General features: G+C 63.7%; 19 protein-coding genes. 9 read left to right on the forward strand and 10 right to left on the reverse strand.

The features are described 5' to 3' along the window. From ABSG20_RS08960 to ABSG20_RS08975, 4 genes are all read right to left on the reverse strand, one after another. A partial coding sequence (locus ABSG20_RS08960; RefSeq protein ID WP_490338317.1) for a tRNA nucleotidyltransferase/poly(A) polymerase family protein occupies positions 1–471 on the reverse strand: 471 nt, incomplete at its 3' end. Continuing rightward, positions 468–731, reverse strand: coding sequence for a DUF6111 family protein (locus ABSG20_RS08965; RefSeq protein WP_423864142.1), 264 nt, complete (start codon positions 729–731; stop codon positions 468–470). The genes ABSG20_RS08960 and ABSG20_RS08965, both read right to left, overlap by 4 nt. Then, positions 728–1,387, reverse strand: a complete 660-nt coding sequence (locus ABSG20_RS08970) for a CoA pyrophosphatase (RefSeq protein WP_423864143.1) — start codon at positions 1,385–1,387, stop codon at positions 728–730. The genes ABSG20_RS08965 and ABSG20_RS08970 overlap by 4 nt, the downstream gene beginning before the upstream one ends. A gap of 8 nt (positions 1,388–1,395) precedes the next feature. Then, on the reverse strand, positions 1,396–2,001 hold the full coding sequence (locus tag ABSG20_RS08975; RefSeq protein WP_423864144.1) for a DUF1285 domain-containing protein: 606 nt from the start codon (positions 1,999–2,001) through the stop codon (positions 1,396–1,398). Between the two features lie 410 nt (positions 2,002–2,411). Here ABSG20_RS08975 and ABSG20_RS08980 point away from each other — a divergent pair, with 410 nt between their 5' ends. The 6 genes from ABSG20_RS08980 (at position 2,412) to ABSG20_RS09005 (ending at position 12,474) form a co-directional block, all read left to right on the forward strand. After that, a complete protein-coding gene (locus tag ABSG20_RS08980) occupies positions 2,412–3,416 on the forward strand; it encodes an AAA family ATPase (RefSeq protein WP_423864145.1) in 1,005 nt (334 codons plus the stop codon). Continuing rightward, complete coding sequence (locus tag ABSG20_RS08985) at positions 3,416–4,360, forward strand: DUF58 domain-containing protein (RefSeq protein ID WP_423864146.1); 945 nt, start codon at positions 3,416–3,418, stop codon at positions 4,358–4,360. Before ABSG20_RS08980 ends, ABSG20_RS08985 begins: the two co-directional genes overlap by 1 nt. Beyond that, positions 4,360–7,167 carry a DUF4159 domain-containing protein gene (locus tag ABSG20_RS08990; protein WP_423864158.1) on the forward strand — a complete coding sequence of 936 codons (2,808 nt, stop codon included), beginning with the start codon at positions 4,360–4,362 and terminating at the stop codon, positions 7,165–7,167. Before ABSG20_RS08985 ends, ABSG20_RS08990 begins: the two co-directional genes overlap by 1 nt. A 72-nt stretch (positions 7,168–7,239) precedes the next feature. Continuing rightward, positions 7,240–9,303: a hypothetical protein gene (locus ABSG20_RS08995; RefSeq protein WP_423864147.1), complete on the forward strand. Its 2,064-nt coding sequence runs from the start codon at positions 7,240–7,242 to the stop codon at positions 9,301–9,303. A 182-nt stretch (positions 9,304–9,485) separates the two neighbouring features. Continuing rightward, on the forward strand, positions 9,486–9,842 hold the full coding sequence (locus tag ABSG20_RS09000) for a DUF2946 family protein (RefSeq protein WP_423864148.1): 357 nt from the start codon (positions 9,486–9,488) through the stop codon (positions 9,840–9,842). A 157-nt stretch (positions 9,843–9,999) separates the two neighbouring features. Further along, a complete protein-coding gene (locus ABSG20_RS09005; protein ID WP_423864149.1) occupies positions 10,000–12,474 on the forward strand; it encodes a TonB-dependent receptor in 2,475 nt (824 codons plus the stop codon). 83 nt (positions 12,475–12,557) lie between these two features. Here the strand turns inward: ABSG20_RS09005 and ABSG20_RS09010 are convergent, their stop codons facing one another. The 3 genes from ABSG20_RS09010 to ABSG20_RS09020 all read right to left on the reverse strand — a co-directional run bounded on the left by ABSG20_RS09010 (position 12,558) and on the right by ABSG20_RS09020 (position 14,808). After that, the gene (locus tag ABSG20_RS09010) at positions 12,558–13,070 is read right to left on the reverse strand and encodes a GNAT family N-acetyltransferase (RefSeq protein ID WP_423864150.1); all 513 of its coding nucleotides are present in this window, start codon (positions 13,068–13,070) and stop codon (positions 12,558–12,560) included. Further along, entirely contained in the window at positions 13,067–14,173 is a 1,107-nt protein-coding gene (locus ABSG20_RS09015) for a hypothetical protein (protein WP_423864151.1), read from the reverse strand. The genes ABSG20_RS09010 and ABSG20_RS09015 overlap by 4 nt, the downstream gene beginning before the upstream one ends. A 149-nt stretch (positions 14,174–14,322) precedes the next feature. Next, the gene (locus ABSG20_RS09020; protein ID WP_423864159.1) at positions 14,323–14,808 is read right to left on the reverse strand and encodes an NUDIX domain-containing protein; all 486 of its coding nucleotides are present in this window, start codon (positions 14,806–14,808) and stop codon (positions 14,323–14,325) included. Positions 14,809–14,955: 147 nt separating this feature from the next. On the opposite strand from ABSG20_RS09020, the gene ABSG20_RS09025 reads away from it, so the two are divergent. Then, entirely contained in the window at positions 14,956–15,846 is an 891-nt protein-coding gene (locus ABSG20_RS09025) for a metallophosphoesterase family protein (protein ID WP_423864152.1), read from the forward strand. A 264-nt stretch (positions 15,847–16,110) separates the two neighbouring features. Continuing rightward, positions 16,111–16,959: a sulfite exporter TauE/SafE family protein gene (locus tag ABSG20_RS09030; protein ID WP_423864153.1), complete on the forward strand. Its 849-nt coding sequence runs from the start codon at positions 16,111–16,113 to the stop codon at positions 16,957–16,959. A gap of 32 nt (positions 16,960–16,991) precedes the next feature. On the opposite strand, the gene ABSG20_RS09035 is transcribed toward ABSG20_RS09030, so the two are convergent. The 3 genes from ABSG20_RS09035 to aceA all read right to left on the reverse strand — a co-directional run bounded on the left by ABSG20_RS09035 (position 16,992) and on the right by aceA (position 19,278). Then, on the reverse strand, positions 16,992–17,549 hold the full coding sequence (locus tag ABSG20_RS09035) for a hypothetical protein (RefSeq protein WP_423864154.1): 558 nt from the start codon (positions 17,547–17,549) through the stop codon (positions 16,992–16,994). 199 nt (positions 17,550–17,748) lie between these two features. After that, positions 17,749–17,958 (reverse strand): DUF4170 domain-containing protein, encoded by a 210-nt coding sequence (locus ABSG20_RS09040; protein ID WP_423864155.1) that lies wholly within the window; start codon positions 17,956–17,958, stop codon positions 17,749–17,751. A 12-nt stretch (positions 17,959–17,970) separates the two neighbouring features. After that, positions 17,971–19,278: an isocitrate lyase gene (gene aceA, locus ABSG20_RS09045; RefSeq protein ID WP_423864156.1), complete on the reverse strand. Its 1,308-nt coding sequence runs from the start codon at positions 19,276–19,278 to the stop codon at positions 17,971–17,973. A 176-nt stretch (positions 19,279–19,454) separates the two neighbouring features. Between aceA and ABSG20_RS09050 the strand changes: the two genes are divergently transcribed. Beyond that, the coding region (locus tag ABSG20_RS09050) for a helix-turn-helix domain-containing protein (RefSeq protein ID WP_423864157.1) at positions 19,455–20,238 on the forward strand (784 nt) is incomplete at its 3' end.

Consider the following 20,238-nt stretch of genomic DNA (forward strand, 5'->3'; position numbering starts at 1 on the left):
GCCGATGAAGCGCACCCGCCTGGCCGCAATGTCATCGAGCCCGCCGACGTAATCGTACACCGCGCCGGTCGCGTCCGAGGACAGGCCGTTGATGGTGAAATCGCGCCGCTGCGCATCGCGCTCCCAGTCGCGGCCGAACGCAACCTTGGCCTTGCGGCCGAAGGTCTCGGTATCCTCGCGCAATGTCGTGACCTCAAAGGGCTGGCCATCGACAACCAGCGTGACGGTGCCGTGATCGATACCGGTCGGCACGCTCTTGACGCCGGCCGCCTTGGCGCGGCGGATCACCTCGGTGGGAACTGCGGTGGTCGCGATATCGATATCGTCGATCGGAATCTTCAACAATTGATTGCGCACCGCACCGCCGACCACGCGCGCTTCCTCGCCATTGCTATCAAGCAATTCGAGCACGCGGGCCGCCGGACCGGGTGTGAGCCACGGCGCATCATCCAGCACCCGCGCGCCGCTCATTTCTCAACTCCGGGAACCAGCCTGCCATTCTCGATATGGGCTGGAATGTAGGTCGAGTTGGGGGAGCCACCGGAAAACTGAGCCAGCAGGACGAAACCGATCACGACCAGAAGTAGCGAACCAATCACCAGTTGGCCGACGACACGGAGCGGCCACGACGACTGCAGCAGCAATCCGGAACGGGTGGCTAACAGAAACAGCGCATAGACCGCGAACGGGATCAGGAAAATTCCGACTTCGGTAAACGCCGGACGAATCATGACAGATAGATCCGCTGGTACAGCACCCGCAGAATCCCCGCGGTCGCGCCCCAGATGTAACGTTCGCCAAACGGCATAGCGTAATAGGAACGCTCCATGCCGCGGAATTCCTTAGCGTGCACCTGGTGGTTGGCCGGGTTCATCAGGAACGCCAGCGGGACCTCGAACGCGTCGTCGACTTCGGCGGCGCTGATGCGCAGTTTGAAGCCCGGCTTGACCCGCGCCACCGTGGGCAGGATGCGAAAGCCGAAGCTGGTTCCGTAGAGATCGAGATAGCCGATCGGATCGATGAAGTCGCGCGTCAGGCCGACCTCTTCCCAGGCTTCGCGCAAGGCAGCATCGAGCGGCGAGGCATCGGTCGCATCGATCTTGCCGCCGGGAAAGGAAATCTGGCCGGCGTGATCGTTGAGGTGCGCGGCGCGCAGCGTCAGCAGCACGGTCGGTTGCGGATGGTCCACCACCGGGATCAATACCGCCGCAGGGCGGATCGGCTGTTCGCGGGAGATGATCTGCAGCATGCGATCGGTCCCGTAATCGCCGCTCGACGGAATGATGTCGGGATCGACCAGGCCCGGCGGAACATCGAAGCGCAGCCGCGCGCGGCTGCGCTCGAAAAACTCGGCCGGACTGATCGCAGCGGGTTCCGTCCTCAGCATCGGCTCGTTCAAAGCGCGCCCCTCACCTGCTCCGCATCCGCCATCGCAAAAAAATCGCCTGCCGATACGACGCCGAACATCGCCCGTCCATCGACCACTCGCTCCTCGCCGATGTCAACCAGATCGTAATAGAGCGCGCGGGTCACTTTGGCCCAGAGGTCGGCGCGGACGTGGAGATAGGGCACAAGGCCGGCATCAGCCGCCAGCTCGAAGCGCAACCGGTGAGAGGAATCGCAAGCCACCCAGTCGTCGACATTGGTCCGGAAGCGCAGCAACTGCCCTCGGCTGTCACCATCCTTGCGCATCTCGACGGCGAGAAACGGCGCATCGTCGACGCGGATGCCGACCTTCTCCACCGGAGTCACGAGAAAGTGCTTGTCACCCTCGCGCTTGAGGATAGTCGAGAACAGGCGAACCAGAGCGGGCCGTCCGATTGGCGTCCCCATGTAGAACCAAGTACCATCACTGGCGATTCGCATGTCGAGATCGCCGCAGAAGGGCGGATTCCACAAATGTACCGGTGGCAGCCCCTTTTCGTCGGCGCTGGCCGCGTTCCTGACTGCAGACGTCAGTCCTTCGAGGCCTTGATTGGGTGGTTGCCCTTGCTTCGCCATTGTTTGCCCTGAGTCTGACGGCCTCGATCTGGCACGATTGGTGCAAGCCTTGCGATCGGTGTCTCGCCGATGTGTCCTGTTCGAGTTCCGCCCGCAAAATACTGGATTGGTCGCCACATCGTGATGCCGTTAATACGCCGAAACGCCGATAGAGTGGGGATAGTTTAATTCAACAAATACATGACCTTCGCATAAGCCTAGCATGGCGGTCACGGCAGGACGGCGCAATCGGCGACGTTCTGGGCAACGCGCAGGTCCGTGGGACCTCGGGCTTGGGACTAAGAAGGCTTGGAGCTAAACAAGGCTTGGAACTAAACAAGGCTTGGAACTAAAGAGGATTGGGACTGAAGGCTTCGGACTGACAAGGCGTGCGACCGACTCAAGGCATCGGACCAAGGAGAGATAAATAAATGGCTGGCGCAGACAGTGTCGAAAAACTCGAGGACGTCATCGTCCGCTCGGCCGAACAGGTCGCCGGCCAAATCCGCGCCGCAAAGGATGCGATCGCCACCGTCATCTTCGGTCAGGACCGGGTGGTCGAGAATACCCTGGTGACGATTCTGTCCGGGGGACATGCGCTGCTGATCGGCGTGCCCGGCCTCGCCAAGACCAAGCTCGTGGAAACCCTGGGCATTACGCTCGGGCTCGATGCCAAGCGCATCCAGTTCACACCGGACCTGATGCCATCGGATATTCTCGGCGCCGAGGTGCTGGACGAGAGCAGTTCCGGCAAGCGGTCGTTCCGCTTCATCTCCGGACCGGTGTTCGCGCAGCTCTTGATGGCCGACGAAATCAATCGCGCCAGCCCGCGCACCCAATCGGCGCTGCTACAGGCCATGCAGGAACAACATATCACGGTTGCAGGCGCGCGCCACGATCTGCCAAAACCATTTCACGTGCTCGCGACCCAGAATCCGCTGGAGCAGGAAGGCACCTACCCGCTGCCGGAGGCGCAGCTCGACCGCTTCCTGATGGAGATCGACGTCGACTATCCGGATCGCGACGCCGAGCGGCGCATCCTGTTCGAAACCACCGGCGCGGAAACGACGCTGGCCAAGGCGGCCATGAACGCGGACTTGCTGGTCACGGCGCAACGGCTGGTGCGGCGCCTGCCGGTCGGCGACTCGGTTGTCGAGGCGATCCTCACGCTGGTGCGTTCGGCGCGTCCCGGCCCCGAGGGCGGCGAAGCCGGCAAGCTGATCGCCTGGGGACCGGGCCCCCGCGCCAGCCAGTCGTTGATGCTCGCGGTCCGCGCCCGCGCGCTGCTCGATGGTCGTTTGGCGCCCTCGATCGACGACGTGCTCGACCTGGCCGAGCCGGTCCTGAAGCACCGCATGGCGCTGACATTTTCCGCCCGTGCCGAAGGCCGCACCATCCCCGACGTGATCCGGCAATTGAAGACGCGGATCGGTTGATGGCTGCGGAGACCAGGCACACGCGTGGGGAGATCACTGCAATCCGACGTGCCGATGGCGAGAGCCGAACGCTCGCCGCCACGCTGCCCCGTCTCGTGCTTGAGGCTCGCCGCATCGCCGCCAACGTGATTCATGGCTTGCATGGACGGCGGCGCGCCGGCGCGGGCGAAAGCTTCTGGCAGTACCGCCGCTTCGTTTCGGGCGAGCCGTCGCAGAGCGTCGACTGGCGGCGCTCGGCGCGCGACGATCATCTTTATGTCCGCGAGCAGGAATGGGAGGCGGCCCATACGGTTTGGCTGTGGCCGGACCGCTCGCCATCGATGGCGTTTGCGTCCCAAAAGGCGCGCGACAGCAAGCTGGAGCGCGGCCTGATCGTGACCTTCGCGCTCGCCGAACTTCTGGTCGGCGGCGGCGAACGCGTCGGCATCCCGGGCCTGATGAACCCGACCGCGAGCCGCAGCGTGATCGACAAGATGGCGCAGGCCATGCTGCACGACGATGCCGACCGGGCGAGCCTGCCGCCGTCATTCGTGCCGTCGGCGCTGGCCGAAATCGTGGTGTTGTCGGATTTCTGGGCGCCGATCGCTGACATCAGATGCATGCTTGCCGGGCTGTCGGCGTCGGGCGCCCACGGCACGCTGGTCCAGATCGTCGACCCGGCCGAAGAGAGCTTCCCCTATTCCGGCCGTATCGAGTTCGTCGAGCCCGAAGGCGGCAGCGTCATCACCGCGGGCCGCGCCGAGAAATGGACTGGTGATTACGTGGCACGCGTGGCGCTGCATCGCGACCAGATTCGCGCCGAGACCAACCATCTCGGCTGGCTGTTCTCGACCCACACCACGAGCCGCTCGGCCGCCGAACTGCTGCTGTTCCTGCACGGCGGCATGATGGTGAACAAGGGCAGCGCGCGTACCGCGACCGTCAAAGCGGGACGAAGCGCATGATCGCGGGGCTGCCCCTCAGTTTTACCGAACCGGCTTTGCTGCTGGGTCTGTTGAGCCTGCCGGTGCTGTGGTGGCTGTTGCGGGTGATGCCGCCGCGACCCCGGCGCATCGAGTTTCCGCCGACCCGGCTGTTGTTCGACATCGCGCCGAAGGAAGAAACACCATCGCGTACTCCGTGGTGGCTGACGCTCTTGCGCCTGTTGGCCGCAGCGCTGGTCATCTTTGCAGCCGCGGGACCGATCTGGAATCCGTCGACCGGTCTTGCCGGCTCCAATGCGCCGCTGGTGATCCTGCTCGACGACGGCTGGAGCGCGGCGGCGAGTTGGGAGCTCAGGATCAAGGCCGCCGACGAACTGATCGCAAATGCCGACAGCGCCCGGCGCGGCGTGGCACTGGTGCCACTGTCGGAGCCCACGCGTGACGTCACGCTGATGCCGGGCGGTACCGCACGGGTGGCGTTGCGCCAGCTCGGACCCAAACCCTATTCGATCGAGCGGGCCGAAACCCTCCCCGCGATCGAGCGTTTCCTGAAAGCCACCGGCGACTGCGAGATCGCGTGGCTGTCCGACGGCGTCGATACCGGTCGCGGAGACGAGTTTCTCGAGGGCCTGACCAAAACGATCGGGGACCGCAATTTGACGATTTTTGAAGGCGGCGCTCCGGCACTGGCCCTGGTCGCGGCCGAAAATGCCGCGGCGAAGATGACCGTGAAGGTGCTGCGCGCCGATGGTGGCGTTGCGGCAGGCACCGTGCGGGCGATCGACGCCAAGGGCTCGCCGATCGGGGAAGCCGGCTTCGCCTTTGGACCCGAGGGGCGCGAGACCGAGGCCACGTTCGATCTTCCGGTCGAGTTGCGCAACGACATCGCCCGGCTCGAGATATCCGGCGAACGATCCGCAGGCGCGGTGCAACTGCTCGACAAGCGGTGGCGCCGGCGCGCCATCGGCGTCGTCAGCGGATCGACGAGCGAGACGGCGCAACCGTTGCTGGCCCCGACCTTCTATCTCACCCGCGCGCTGGCGCCGTTCGCCGATGTGCGGCTCGGCGATCGCGGCATCGCGCCGCAGCAGGCCATCAGCCAATTTCTTGACCAGAAGCTGCCGATGATGGTGCTTGCGGATGTCGGCACTCTGTCGCCCGAGATTCGCGAGCGCCTCACGGCCTGGATCGAGCAAGGCGGCGTGCTGGTACGTTTTGCCGGACCGCGCCTGGCGCAGGCGGATGACGACCTGGTGCCGGTGAAGCTGCGCCGCGGCGGCCGCAGCCTTGGCGGCAGCCTCACCTGGGAGAAGCCGCAGCACCTGGCCTCCTTCGCGGCCGACGGACCATTCGCGGGTCTTGCCACGCCCAACGACGTTACCGTGAACCGGCAGGTGCTGGCCGAACCGGACGCGGTGCTGGCGACAAAAAGCTGGGCCTCGCTGGAAGATGGAACGCCGCTGGTGACGGGCGAACGCCGCGGCAAGGGGGTGGTCAGCCTGTTTCACGTCAGTGCCGATATGCGCTGGTCCGATCTGCCGATGTCGGGAACCTTCGTCGAGATGCTGCGGCGGATCGTCGACATGTCCGGCTACACGTCGGCGCCGGGCGCGGGAGCCGCCGGCCAAACCAAGGCCGAAACGGTGGCGCCGCAGCGCACGCTGGACGGTTTCGGGGCGTTCGGGCCGCCGCCCCCGACGGCCAAACCGCTGCCATCGGACTTCCGGGATCGCGCCAACGCCGATCATCCGCCGGGATTCTATGGCCCGGCCGACGGTCCGCTCGCGGTGAACACGCTGGCAGCGGTCGATCGCATCGCCCCGCTCGACGCCTCCGCGCTGCACGCGCGGCACGCCAGCTACTCCAACGCCGAGCCGCGCGATCTGCGCGGAATCCTGTTGTCGTCATCCTTGGTCTTGTTCCTGATCGACGCTGTCATCGTCGCCCTGCTCGGTGCCGGCATCGCGGCATTGCTGCGGCGGCGCGCCGCCCCCGCCGCATTGGCGTTGGCGCTACTCCTGGCGGCGATGTCGGCCGCGCCGGCGCCGGCCCGCGCCGAGGACAACGACGATTTCGCCATCAAGGCGACCTCGCAAACCCGGCTGGCCTACGTCGTCACCGGCAATGCCGATGTCGATTCCATCGTCAAGGCCGGCCTGGCCGGACTGACCCTGTTCCTGGCGCAGCGCACGGCGCTGGAAGCCGGCGACCCCATCGGCGTCGATCCGGCCCATGACGAGCTGGCATTCTTCCCGCTGATCTACTGGCCGGTCGTGCCCGGAGCGGCCAAGCCGCCGCAAGATGCCATCAACCGCATCGACGCCTACATGAAACAGGGTGGCACCGTGCTGTTCGATACCCGCGATGCCATCGAGGCGCCGCCGGGCGAAGGCGGCGCCTCGCAGACCCCGGGCATGATGGCCTTGCGCGACATCCTGTCCTCGCTTGACGTGCCCGAGCTCGAACCGGTGCCGCGCGAACACGTGTTGACCAAGACGTTCTATCTGCTGCGCGATTTTCCCGGCCGGTTTATCACTGGCCAGACCTGGGTCGAAACCTTGCCGCGCGATGACGACGACGAGACCGCGTCGCGGCCGGCCCGCGGCGGCGACGGCGTGTCGCCGATCATCATCACGTCCAACGATCTGGCCGGCGCCTGGGCGATACGCCCGGACGGCCAGCCGATGCTGCCGCTGACGCCGGGCGAACCCCGGCAGCGCGAATTCGCCTTCCGCGCCGGAGTCAATATCGTGATGTATACGCTGACCGGAAACTACAAGGCCGACCAGGTGCACGCGCCGGCGCTGATCGAACGGCTCGGGCAGTAGAATGCGCCTCATGATCATAAGCGACGCCCACAGCCACGCCGTCATGCCCGGGCATCGCGACAGGTGCATGCCATGAACTACGGAATCGCGTTTACGCCGCTGGTCCCGGCACTGGTGCTCTGGCTCGCGGTTGCCGCCATCGTTGTCATCGCCGGACTGTTGCTGCTCGGCAGAGCCCGCGGCGCGGCGGTGCGTGTGGCTGCGCTGGCGCTGATCCTGCTGGCGCTGGCCAACCCGTCATTTACCCGTGAAGAGCGCGAGCCGCTGTCGTCGGTTGCGGTGGTCGTGATCGACAAGAGCCCGAGCCAGAATTTCGGCGAACGCAACCGCGAAACGGCGCAGGCCCGGGAAGCCCTGGTCGACAGCCTCAAGAAGCTCAAGGGGCTGGAGGTACGGGTGGTCGAAGCCGGCCAGGCCGACGGCGAAACCGATGGCACCAAACTGTTCGGCGCGCTTTCGGCGGTGCTGTCGGACGTTCCCGTCGATCGCGTCGCCGGTGCCTTCCTGATCACCGACGGACGGGTGCACGACATCCCCGCGAACGCGGCAGCTCTTGGATTTCAGGGCCCGGTGCATGCACTGATCACCGGACGCAAGGATGAGCGCGACCGCCGCATTGCGATTACCGCCGCGCCGCGGTTCGGCATCGTCGGACAGACCCAGACCATCACCTACCGGCTCGACGATCAGGGCGTCAGCGGCGAGCGCGCAAAGGTCGCGGTGCGCCGCGACGGTGAGTTGATCAGCGAACGCACGGTCCTGAGCGGCCAGACCGTCAATGTCGACATCGACATCAAGCACGCCGGACCGAACATCGTCGAGATCGAGGCTTCTCCGCTCGAAAACGAGCTGACGCCGGTCAATAACCGCGCGGTCGTTGCAATCGACGGGGTGCGCGACAAGCTGCGGGTGCTGCTGGTCTCGGGCGAGCCGCATTCCGGCGAACGCACCTGGCGCAACCTCTTGAAATCGGATCCCAGCGTCGATCTCGTGCATTTCACGATTTTGCGTCCGCCCGAAAAGCAGGATGCCACGCCGATCAACGAATTGTCGCTGATCGCGTTTCCGACCCGCGAACTGTTTCAGCAGAAGATCAACGAATTCCAGTTGATCATCTTCGATCGCTACGCGCGCCAGGGCGTGCTGCCGATCGCCTATTTCGACAATATCGCGCGCTACGTCCGCGGCGGCGGCGCGGTACTGGTGTCGGCTGGTCCCGACTACGCGTCGACCACCACCATCTGGCGCACGCCGCTGGATTCGGTGCTGCCGGCGGAACCCGTAGGCGTCACCGAGAAGCCGTATTATGCCCACTTGAGCGATGCCGGCAAACGCCATCCGGTGACGCGCGGGCTGGAAGGTTCAGATTTCGAGCCGCCGCACTGGAGCCGGTTCTTCCGCACCGTCGATACCCGCAACGCGACCAGCCCTCCGGTCATGACCGGCGCCGACGGAAAACCGTTGCTGCTGCTGTCGCGATTCGGCGAAGGCCGCGTCGCCTTGCTGTTATCGGACCATATCTGGCTGTGGGCGCGCGGCTATGAGGGCGGCGGTCCGCATCTCGATCTGCTGCGGCGCATGTCGCATTGGCTGATGAAGCAGCCCGACCTCGACGAGGAGGCGTTGCGCCTGCAGGTCGAGGGCCACGATCTGGTGGTGCTGCGCCAGACCATGGCGGACAGCGTCGCGCCGGTGACCGTGACTTCGCCCTCAGGCGCTGCCCGTGAACTGACATTGAGCGAAAGCGAACCGGGAACATGGCGTGCCACCATTGCTGCGAACGAACTGGGTCTGTGGCAGGCCACCGATGGCACGCTCAAGGCGCTGATCAATGTCGGTCCGACCAATCCGAAGGAATTTTCGGAAGTTACCTCGACGACCGAGATGCTTAAACCCCTGACGCAGGCGACCGGCGGCGACACAAGGCGCCTGGTGGAAGGCTCCGGCATCGAGCTTCCGCGCATCGTGCCGGTTCGTGCCTCGAGCGTGTTCCGTGGCGATGGCTGGATGGGTGTCAAGATGCGCGATGCCAGTGTCGTCAAGGGCGTCGGCGTGCTGCCGGTGTTTGCCGGCCTGATCGGCCTGCTGCTGCTGCTCGGCGCCTTCGCCGCCACCTGGTTGCGCGAGGGGCGCTGAACGCGGCTCCCCCTCGCCCGGCGTTGCACGAATCACACAGAGGTTACGAATTCCATAGCGCGCGGATGGACTGCGGTTGACACCCTCCGCCGGTGCTTGCGATGCTGTATCATCACGTCGGAGCAACCGGGATGACTTGACCGACTCGATGACTTGGCCTTCGGTGCAAGGCGCATAGCCGCATGAAGTGGTTCCGATCGAACGTCAGGCATGGCACGCGAACAGCGCTGGTGGCGCTCGTAATCCAGTTTGCGCTTTCGTTCGGTCATTTCCATGGCGCGGTGGCGCAGGCCGCGCCTGCGATTTCGTCGGTTCAGCAGCAACAGCCCGCGTCCCATCACGATTCCGACCAGCAGCCGAACGACACCTGCGCGATCTGCGCCGTGATCGCGTTGGCGAACTCGGTGCTGTTGGCGACGCCACCGCTGCTGTTGCTGCCGCAGGCGATCGAATTCCTGTACCTCGCCACCGACGCCGAGTTCGTGCATCTGAACTCCGCCGGGGTTGCTTTCCAACCCCGCGCTCCCCCCGTTTCCTGACCTCGATGGATTGATCGTTGCTCGCGGGGACGCCGCGTCGTGCGTGGCCTTTCCCCACGGGATGGATCGAAATCGGTCCGTCGTACATCGACGGCAAACGCCTCGTCTTATCGCTGGCGTCAGCGAATTGGATGCCGGCCATATCGGGATCGGGACCATGTCAGTGTTCGAAAAGCCGGTGCTGGCCGCCTGCGGCGCGGCCTCCCTTATGCTCTGCAGCAGCAGCCCGGCACTGTCGCAGACCTCGGCGCCGGGCGGAACTGGCGTTACCGTGCTGCCGCAGATCGAAGTCGTGGCGCCCAAGCAGGTAGCGGGGACGCCCAAGCAGAAGCCGAAGCCGCACGCGGCACCCCAGCGCGCGGCGTCCGCGCCCGCAGCGCCGCCGACATCGACGTCGCCAGCCGCGCAGCTTGCCGCAAGAGGCAGCGTCTTTGATCAGTCGCGCGGCAATCTCTATACCACCATCGGCACGACCTCCGACACGATCAGCCACGACACGATCCAGAATCTGCCGCAAGGCGCCGAACAGCCTGTCGAAAAAGTGCTGCTCCAGGCCCCCGGAGTCTCACAGGATTCCGCCGCCAGCGGCTCGCTGCATGTCCGCAACGATCACGCCAACGTCCAATTCCGCATCAACGGGGTGATGCTGCCTGACGGCGTCACCGGTTTCGGCAGCGTTTTGGACACCAGCCTGATCGGCAGCATTGCACTCGTCACCGGCGCCCTGCCGGCCGAATTCGGGCTGCGCACCGTCGGTCTCGTCGACATCACGACGCGCAGCGACATCTTCAACAACAGCGGCAGCGTCAGCATGTATGGCGGGAGTCATGGAACGATTGCCCCGAGCTTCGAATATGGCGGCACGTTCGGCGGCAATTGCCCCACGACCGCTACCACGCCAGCTTATGTCAAGGCTGTGCCGGCGGCTTCGAACGCGGATTGCTTTCCCGGCGTCCAGTACCTCTTCACCGGCCGCTATCTGCAGACCAGTGTCGGAATCGAAAATCCGACGCCCGCATATAACGCCATCCATGATTTCTCCCAACAGGAGAAGGGTTTTGCCTATATGTCGGCGTTCGTTGATCCGACCACCAGGGTCAGCCTGATCGCGGGCACCTCGGTCAACAACTTCGAGATTCCGAATAATCCCGGTCAGCCGGTCGGGATATTGGGAAACCCGCCGGTCACCAGCGCATTCGGCGTCACCAGTTTCAATTCAGCCCTGCTCAATGAAAACCAAAGCGAGGTCACACACTTTGGCGTGCTGTCGGCGCAGACATCGGCCAACGGCCTCGACACCCAATTGTCCTATTTCACCCGTTACAACAATCTGAAGTTCTATCCGGACCCGGTCGGCGATCTCCTGATCAACGGCATCGCCTCGAGCATCACGCGCAACTCCTACACCAATGGCATCCAGGGCGACGCTTCCTATCAGGTCAATTCGACCCATACGCTGCGCACCGGTTTCACGGTCAGCGGCGAGCAGGCTTTCGTCGGCAATTCATCGCTGGTCGAGCCCTGCATGATCTGCGACGGCACCGACAACGGTTCGCCCGAGACGATCACCGACAACGTCTCGAAGCTCGGCGTGCTGATGGGGGTCTATGCCCAGGACGAGTGGAAGCTGACCAACCAGCTGACCATCAACGCCGGTTTACGCTTCGACCAGATGTATCAATTTGTCAGCGCCAACCAGCTCAGCCCGCGGTTGAGTGCCACCTATAAACCGTTCGAGAACACCACATTCCACGCCGGTTATGCGCGCTACTTCACGCCGCCGGTGCTGGTGGAGGCGGCCCCGGCCAATATCGGCCTGTTCGCCAACACCACCGGCGCGCCGCCGGCCGGGCAGGCCAACGACCCGGTGTTGCCGGAGCGCTCGCATTACTTCGATGCCGGCGTCGACCAGAAAATTCCATTCGGATGCACCTCGCCGGGAGGCAAAGACTGCTCCAGCCTGGAAGTCGGCGTCGATGCCTATTACAAAATCGCGCAGGACCTCATCGACAATGGGACTTTCGGCCAGGCGCTGGTATTGAGCGCGTTCAACTATGCGCGCGGATACAATGAAGGCGTCGAATTCCATGCCAAGTACAACAGCGGCAACTTCCAGGCCTATGCCAACGTCGCAGTGGCCCAGCAGCGGGCGATCGACCCGGTGTCAAACCAGTACTTGTTCGACAACACCACACCGCTCGCCGACCTCGGCGGCTTGACCCTGTTTCAGTACCTCCAGACGCACTTTGTCTACACCGATCACAACCAGTTCGTCACCGCCTCGGCGGGCGCCGTCTATCAGTTCTGCGGCCGGCCGGCGACCTCAGCGGAAACCTTTGGCGACGGGTTGTCGTGGTGCGGGACCACGCTCAGCGCCGACATGATCTACGGCAGCGGCCTGCGCAACGGCGACGCCAATATCAGCACGGTGCCGGCCTATACACAGGTGAATGTCGGCATCAAGCGCGAATTCCTGCTGCCGAACGATCCCAAGCCGATGACGGTTCGGTTCGATGTCGTCAACCTGTTCGACGAGGTCTATGAGATCCGGAGCGGAAGCGGCATCGGCGTGTTTGCGCCGCAGTTCGGTCCGCGCCGCGGTTTCTTCCTTGGCATCTCGAAGAAAATATGAGGTGCGCAAGGTTGGAACGCGGAACCCCGCATTACCTTCACGGAGCATGATCTTTTCCGAACTCGGATGTCTCGATGCACGCGCTATCGCGCCATGCTCCAATCCGGGCGAACGGCGCCGCCAACATCTGAAAACGCGTCATCGACGAGTTCGGCCACCAGCAGCCGCTCGTAATCCACCGGTCCCGGCATGGTTACGCGCCCCTTCGGCACGGCCTTGAAGCCGACACGGCTGTAATAGGCTTGGTCGCCCACCAGCAGCACGAGGCGATGGCCACCGGCTTTCGCATCGGCCAGCGCGCGATCCAGCAACGCGCGCCCGATGCCGCGGCCGCGAAACGGCGGCTCGACCGTCAGCGGCCCCAACAGCAGAGCCTTGGTATCCCCGATGCAAACCGGCAACTGGCGCACCGAGCCGACCAGCAGCGTCCCGATCCAGGCCGTGAACGACAACTCGAGCAGGTGATCGACGTGCTCGCGAAGCCGATAGGCACTGAGGACAAAGCGGCCGGGACCGAACGTGCGCTCAAGCAGCCGTTCGATCGCCTGCGCGTCACTGGCGCTCTCGGGCAGTATGGTGAGAGAAAGGTCGCTCATGCTGATGCGCGGGATAGCATCTGGCAGAGGCGCGGTCCATGTCCCGGTACAGCCAAAAGCGAGCCAAACAGCAGGCTCCACAACGACAGCATCGCGACAGGTACGGTGTAATAGGGCGTAAAGATGGGGTGGCTCATGAAGAAGGCCAGGTTCGCCGCCAGATTTCCAGCCGTGATCATGGCCGTTCGTGCCGCGCCGGTCCCCCGCGACCCACGCAGCATCATGATGGTCCACGCACAAGCAAGCACGAGCAGGACGAATTGCATGTCGGCAAGGTAACTGCGGACGATGCTGAAGCTGAAATCTGGAGGCGTTGCGTCCACACCTCCGTAAGTCGTCGACAAAGCACTGCCCGCATTGATCGCGTTGGCGAGCAGCGTCGGCGCCATCCCGGCGAAAAACCCTGCGCCGCACAGCACGCCTTGCCGAACTGTCTCGGCCTTCCCAGACCATAAAAATGAGATCAGGAAAAACAGGAAATATCCGGACGCGAGCAACAGATTAGGCAATCTGAAATTCACGGCCAGACCGATCAGGAAACCGACTGCTGCGGCCAGAACAAGGCGACGCCGACGCGGCTCTGCCAGGGACAGCCGGGCCGTGAGAAAGCCTCCGAGCGCACAGACCACCATCGTCGGCGCCATCGAATAGCTCGCCTTTGCCGGGTTGATCATCAGGTAGATGGCGAGGCAGCCGAAAAATGCGGTCAGAACAACCGAGGACGTCGAGCGCGCATAATAAAGTGCGAGCATGCTGAAGCCGAAAACGATGAGGGTCGCCAGAACATAGAGCGGGATCACCTGAAACCCCTGCGGAAACATCGCCAGCACAAAGCCCGTCCCGGGCGGATATTGCAGGACCATTTTTTTGCTCGCCGTCATCATGGTGTGACAGGGAGCGCTGGTTGGTTGACTGGCGGCCGGAAAGCCGATTTCCTGCAATTTTGACGACAGATAGTGGTCGTCGTCCCGGGAAATATCGGTGTCCAGGCCGTCCAGTCCAAATCTCTGGAACAGATGAGCCTGCCGCAAATAGCAGACGTCGTCGTAAACTCCGCGGGCCTCGTTCCAGCGCGACATCGACCATACATTGCTGGCCAGCACCAGAAAGCACAGCAAACCGCAGGCCATCTTCAAATGTTGCATCGTCTTTTCCCGGCGCCTGGCACGGTTGCAGGATTGCCAGCTATCGGATTGGTCATTCACGGCATCGAAGCGCAATCGGCGGCGCACAGCAATAGCGCTGGCCGCGGCTAGCGCCAGGTCGCGATCGGCGCCTGGCCTTGCAGCACCTCGGCGATCCGCAGGCGGGTACCCCTGGTCGTGTCTGCCGGCAGCGCCGCGACGTCAAAAAAGCCACAGGCGACGATCTCGCGATTTGGCTCGGGCAGGCGATCCTGCCGGAAATGCCTGATCAGATAGACAGCAACATGGTCTCGGCGCGAAACATGGCTGTTGAAGAACAGGCCATGCAGCGCCGGCTCGCCGATCGGTTCAATCCGTCCCTCCTCCTCAAGCTCGCGCCGCAGCGCATCGGGCAAGGTTTCGCCGACTTCGACGCCGCCGCCTGGCAAGTGCCAGCCGGCGACATAGCTGTGCTTGACCAGAAACACCCTGTTGTCGCCATCCACCACGACGGCGCGGACTCCAAGCGTCATGCCGCGGGCGAGCCGCCAATAAAGATGAAAAACCCGCCGCAGCAGCGGCTCAAATCTCTTGCGCTGGGACTGCAGGTTCATCGCCGCCCAGATCTCGTAAGCACAAACATCGTCTTTCATCCTTGCGCTGACGCAACCAGCTTGACATTACATTCATGAACCAAAGGGCTCTCACGGGATGATCATGCATCGGCTTCTCCGCGCAGGCAGCCGGTCTGGATGCCTGTGATGGCGGCATTCACGCTGGCGCACCTGTCCGATCCGCATCTTCCGCCCCTGCCGGCGCCGCGGCTTTTCGACCTCGCCGGCAAACGCGCGTTCGGCTACATGAACTGGACACGCAATCGGCACAAGTTCCATCGGCGCAGCGTACTCGATCAACTGGTGGCGGACATCCAGGCGCAGGCGCCGGATCACATCGCGATAACCGGCGATCTTGTCAACCTTGCGCTCGAAGCCGAGTTTGCTCCGGCGCGGGCCTGGCTGGAGAGCGTCGGCGCAGCGGATCGCGTGACGGTGATTCCGGGCAATCATGATACCTATGTTCGCGTCACGCGGCATCGTTTTGCCGAAGCCTTCGGAAATTATCTCAGCAGCGATGTGGCGCGCAGTGGCGGCAGCCTGTTTCCGTTGGTGCGCCGGCGCGGCCCGCTGGTGCTGATCGGCGTATCGTCAGCGGTCCCGACGCCACCGCTGATGGCGACGGGAAGGCTCGGGCCCAGCCAGCTGGAGGCGCTCGATCGGGTCCTTGCGGCACTCGCCGGCGAACCGGCATTTCGTGTTCTGCTGATACATCATCCGCTGCGTTCGAATTCGCGCGTCAAGCGGCTTACCGATTCTTTCGAACTGCTCGCCTTGCTCAGACAATACGGCGTGGAGCTGATCCTGCACGGACATGATCACGTTCACTCCACGATATGGATCGATGGACCCAAAGGTGCCATACCGGCGATCGGCGTGCCTTCGGCGTCCGCGCTGGCCCACGGCCGCTATCCCGCGGCTGCCTACAATATGTTTGAAGTCGAAGGCGAGGGCGCGGCGTGGCGGTGCACGCAGACCGTCCGGGGAATCGATGACAGCTCTCGGGTCCAGCAATTGCAGACCATGCGATTGCTTTAGATGGGCCGGAAAGTTGGCGGTATTGTGGTGCTAAACGGGGCAGCGCGTTGGGAAAAATCACCACGTAATTCGGATTGGCGTTAGGAACATTCTTTTTCTATCCGTGCTATTGCCGTGGTCTGCAGGGTGATCCTACTTGTCAGAGTCAACGGCCGGACAGCTGTCCGCCTCAAAAGGTTAACGATGGAACTCATGCGATGACCAACGACGGCTCATATCCTGGCGGCCAGATCGCGCGCGGACGCTGATGCGCGGTACATATCCTTGATTGATCCCATTTATATCGCTTCGGGCTTCGGCGTCGGCCTGCTGGTCGGCATGACCGGTGTCGGCGGCGGCTCGCTGATGACGCCGTTGCTGATCCTGTTGTTTGGCATTCACCCGGCGACCGCGGTCGGAACCGATCTTCTCTATGCCGCCGCCACCAAAGCCGGTGGCAGCTTTGTGCACGGCCTGGCGCGGAGCATCCACTGGCCGGCGGTGATCCGGCTCGCCAGCGGCAGCATTCCCGCCAGCGTGCTGACGCTGCTTGTCTTGTGGCAGCTCGATCTCGACAACACGACGGCACGCAGCCTGGTCAACCTGGTGCTCTGCCTTGCGCTCTTGTTGACGGCAGGTTCGCTGATCTTCCGCAAGGCGCTGCTGGAATCCTTTCGCTCTCGCCTGGAGCGGCTCGACGCCGCCACGATTGCGCGCGCGACCGTGTTGGTGGGCGTAGCCTTGGGCGTGCTGGTCTCGATTTCATCGGTCGGAGCCGGCGCGGTGGGCGTGACCGCGCTGTTGCTGCTTTATCCGGGATTGCCAATGGCGCGCATCGTCGGCTCCGACATTGCCCATGCGGTGCCGCTGACGCTGATTGCCGGGCTCGGGCATTGGGCGATGGGTACGGTCGATTGGCACCTGATGGGCGTGCTGCTGATCGGCTCGCTGCCCGGCATTGTCATCGGCAGTTACGGCGCGACCCGGGTGCCCGAAATGGCGCTTCGGCTGTTGCTGGCCGCGACGCTGATCGTGGTCTCCGGGAAGCTCGCTGCCGACGAATGGCATCGGTCGTCGGCGAGCGTCGCCGCCTTGATTCGTGGCGCCCCCGCCGACCATCAGGATGCGCGGTAGCAGTTGCGTGGCGGATAACAGGGCGGTGGCGCTTACAAGCCGCGCAAACTCGCGAACAGCGCCAGGGCGAACAGCGCGACCGCGCCGACAACGACGCCAAGCGAGAAGATCCAGAAGCCGCCGCGCGGCGGCTTGTCGGCGACAACCGGCACCGGCGCCGGCGCGACGACAAGCGCGCGTTCGCGCTCGATCATGCGGCGCGCGACATATTCGGTGACGGCGCTGGCCATGACGGCGACGTCGTGGGATTCGGCAATCACGATGCGGCCAAAGCGGCTGTCCTGGACAAAACGATAGATGCGCTTGTCGCGCCCCATCAGCACATGGGCGACGACGTCGATCCACAGCCGCGGCGTATCGCCCTGGCTGATGCCGCGATCGAACAGTTCGACCTGTTCCGGAATCTGCGCAAACAAGGGATCGAGCGCCTCGCTGAGAATTTCGAGCCGGGCGACTTCGGCATCACGCAAGTCGACCACGACCCCGGTACGGTCGGCAGCCTCGATCCGCGCCTGCCGCAGGGCATCGCGCAACCGCATCGGGCGCGGTTCGCTGGCGGCATTGCTTCCGGTATTTTGCGCCTCTGACATCCCCGAACAGCCCTGTTTTGGTGGATCGGAACCGGCTTAACCTATCAGTAACCGGGTTTCCCGCAAAGGCTGTTTATTCTCAAAGACTTGTCCCATTAACATACGGTCGACTCGGGGCGGCCCCACCCGGAAGGATGAGGCCGCTTTTTTTCCTGGACGTTTCCTGTTCGTTTCTGGCCCTATGGTTTCCGGCGGCCGATCAGGCCGCACGGTTGGGTTCTTCCACGATCGAAAAGCGTACGCTGCCGCGATGCCGGTTCTCCTCCGACACCTCACGCCAGCAGTCCTCGGCCTCCTTGCGGGTTTTGAAGGGGCCTTTGACCTGCGCCGAGCCTTCCACCAGCTTGTGGAAGTTCATCGAACCGAACTCGCCGCCGATCACCCAGAAATTGCTGCCGCCTTGCTCCATATTTGCCTCCTGTTATTCAGCCGCCTGAACCTTGATTTCCGCACCGTGCGGCTTGAACTGCGCGGCTTCGGTCGAGTCGTGAAGCGCCGTGGTCGATGAGGTACCACCGGTGATGGTGCTCGACACCAGATCGAAGTAACCGGTACCGACCTCGCGCTGGTGGCGCGTCGCCGAATAGCCGTGCTTCTCCGAGGCGAACTCGGCCTGCTGCAGGCGAGAGTAAGCCGCCATGCCCTCGGCCTTGTAGCCACGCGCCAGCTCGAACATGCCGTGGTTGAGCGAGTGGAAGCCCGCCAGCGTCACGAACTGGAACTTATACCCCATCGCGCCGATTTCGCGCTGGAATTTTGCGATCGTCGCCTTGTCGATGTTGGCCTCCCAGTTGAACGATGGCGAGCAGTTATAGGCCAGCATCTTGCCGGGGTAGACTCTGTGCACGGCTTCGGCGAATTCCCGGGCCTCTTCCAGGTTCGGGGTCGAGGTTTCCCACCACAACAGATCGGCATATTTCGCGAACGCGATGCCGCGCTTGATGCAGTGAGCCAATCCGGTACCGGGCTTGAGGCGGAAGAATCCCTCCGCGGTGCGCTCGCCGGTGATGAACTCGCGATCGCGCTCGTCGACATCGGCGGTGATCAGTCTTGCGCTTTCCGCGTCGGTCCGGGCCAGCACGAAGGTGGGCGTGCCGCAGACGTCGGCGGCGAGCCTTGCTGCGATCAGGTTGCGCTCGTGCGCAGCCGTCGGGATCAAGACCTTGCCGCCCATGTGGCCGCACTTCTTCTCCGATGCCAGCTGGTCCTCGAAGTGAACGCCGGCCGCGCCCGCCTCGATATAGGCTTTCATGATCTCGAACGAGTTCAACGGGCCGCCGAACCCGGCTTCCGCGTCGGCCACGATCGGCACGAACCAGTCGATCTTGGCGCCGCCTTCGGAGTGCTCGATCTGGTCGGCGCGCTGGAAGGTGCGGTTGATGCGGCGGCACAGTTCCGGACCGGCATTGGCCGGATAGAGGCTCTGGTCCGGATACATCGCGCCCGCGGTATTGGCGTCGGCGGCGACCTGCCAGCCCGACAGATAGATCGCGGGCAGGCCGGCGCGCGCCTGCTGCATCGCCTGGTTGCCGGTGACTGCGCCCAGCGAGTTGACATAGGGCTCGCTCTTCAGCGAGTTCCACAGGCGATTGGCGCCCTTCTCGGCGAGCGTATAAGCAATCGGCAGCGAGCCGCGCAGCTTTTCGACCTCCGCCGGGCCATAGGGACGGCTGATGCCATCGAAACGCCCTGCGGGCGCGGGAACCAGCTGTTCAAAGGTCTTCGCCATCATCTTATCTCCTATCGACATTCGTGACAGTGCATTGCGAAACGAGGCGAGAGCTAAACGCCAAACTTCTTAATCCGTACAGATGGCTTGTGTTCAATGATGATGTCATGTAACAACAAAACATGTCACAGATGTCATATTGTTATTTTTGTCATAAATAGGTCAGCGAGGCTGCCATGGCCGGCGATTCCGGAAAGAAGCTGTTTGTCGGACCCCGGTTCCGGCGGATCCGCCAGCAACTGGGCCTGTCGCAGACCCAGATCGCCGAGGGCCTCGGCATTTCCCCGAGCTATATCAACCTGATCGAGCGCAACCAGCGGCCGGTGACGGCGCAGATCCTGCTCCGGCTGGCGGAGACCTATGACCTCGACCTGCGTGATCTCGCCACCGCCGACGAGGACCGCTTCTTCGCCGAGTTGAACGAGATCTTCTCCGATCCCCTGTTCCGGCAGATCGACCTGCCGAAACAGGAACTGCGCGATCTCGCCGAACTGTGCCCCGGCGTGACGCATTCGTTGCAGCGGCTGTACGCCGCCTATACCGAAGCCCGCCGCGGCGAGACCCTGGTCGCCGCCCAAATGGCCGACCGCGACGAGGGCACCCGCTTCGAGGCCAATCCGATCGAGCGGGTCCGCGACCTGATCGAGGCCAACCGCAATTATTTCCCCGAACTCGAACAGGCGGCGGAAAATCTGCGCGATGAATTGAGCGTGCCGGCCGAGCAGGTGTTCGCCGCGCTGGCCACGCGCTTGCGCGAAAAACATTCGGTCGTCACCCGCATCATGCCGGTCGATGTCATGCGCGAGACCCTGCGCCGGTTCGATCGCCATCGCCGGCAATTGCTGATCTCGGAATTGGTGGATGGGCCAGGCCGCGCGTTCCAGCTCGCCTTTCAGATCGGCCTTGCCGAATGCAACGCTGTGATCGAGGCGATCATCAACCGCGGCGGCCCGCTCGACG

Origin of the sequence: Bradyrhizobium sp. (assembly GCF_049512235.1) — a bacterium.
GTDB lineage: Bacteria > Pseudomonadota > Alphaproteobacteria > Rhizobiales > Xanthobacteraceae > Bradyrhizobium.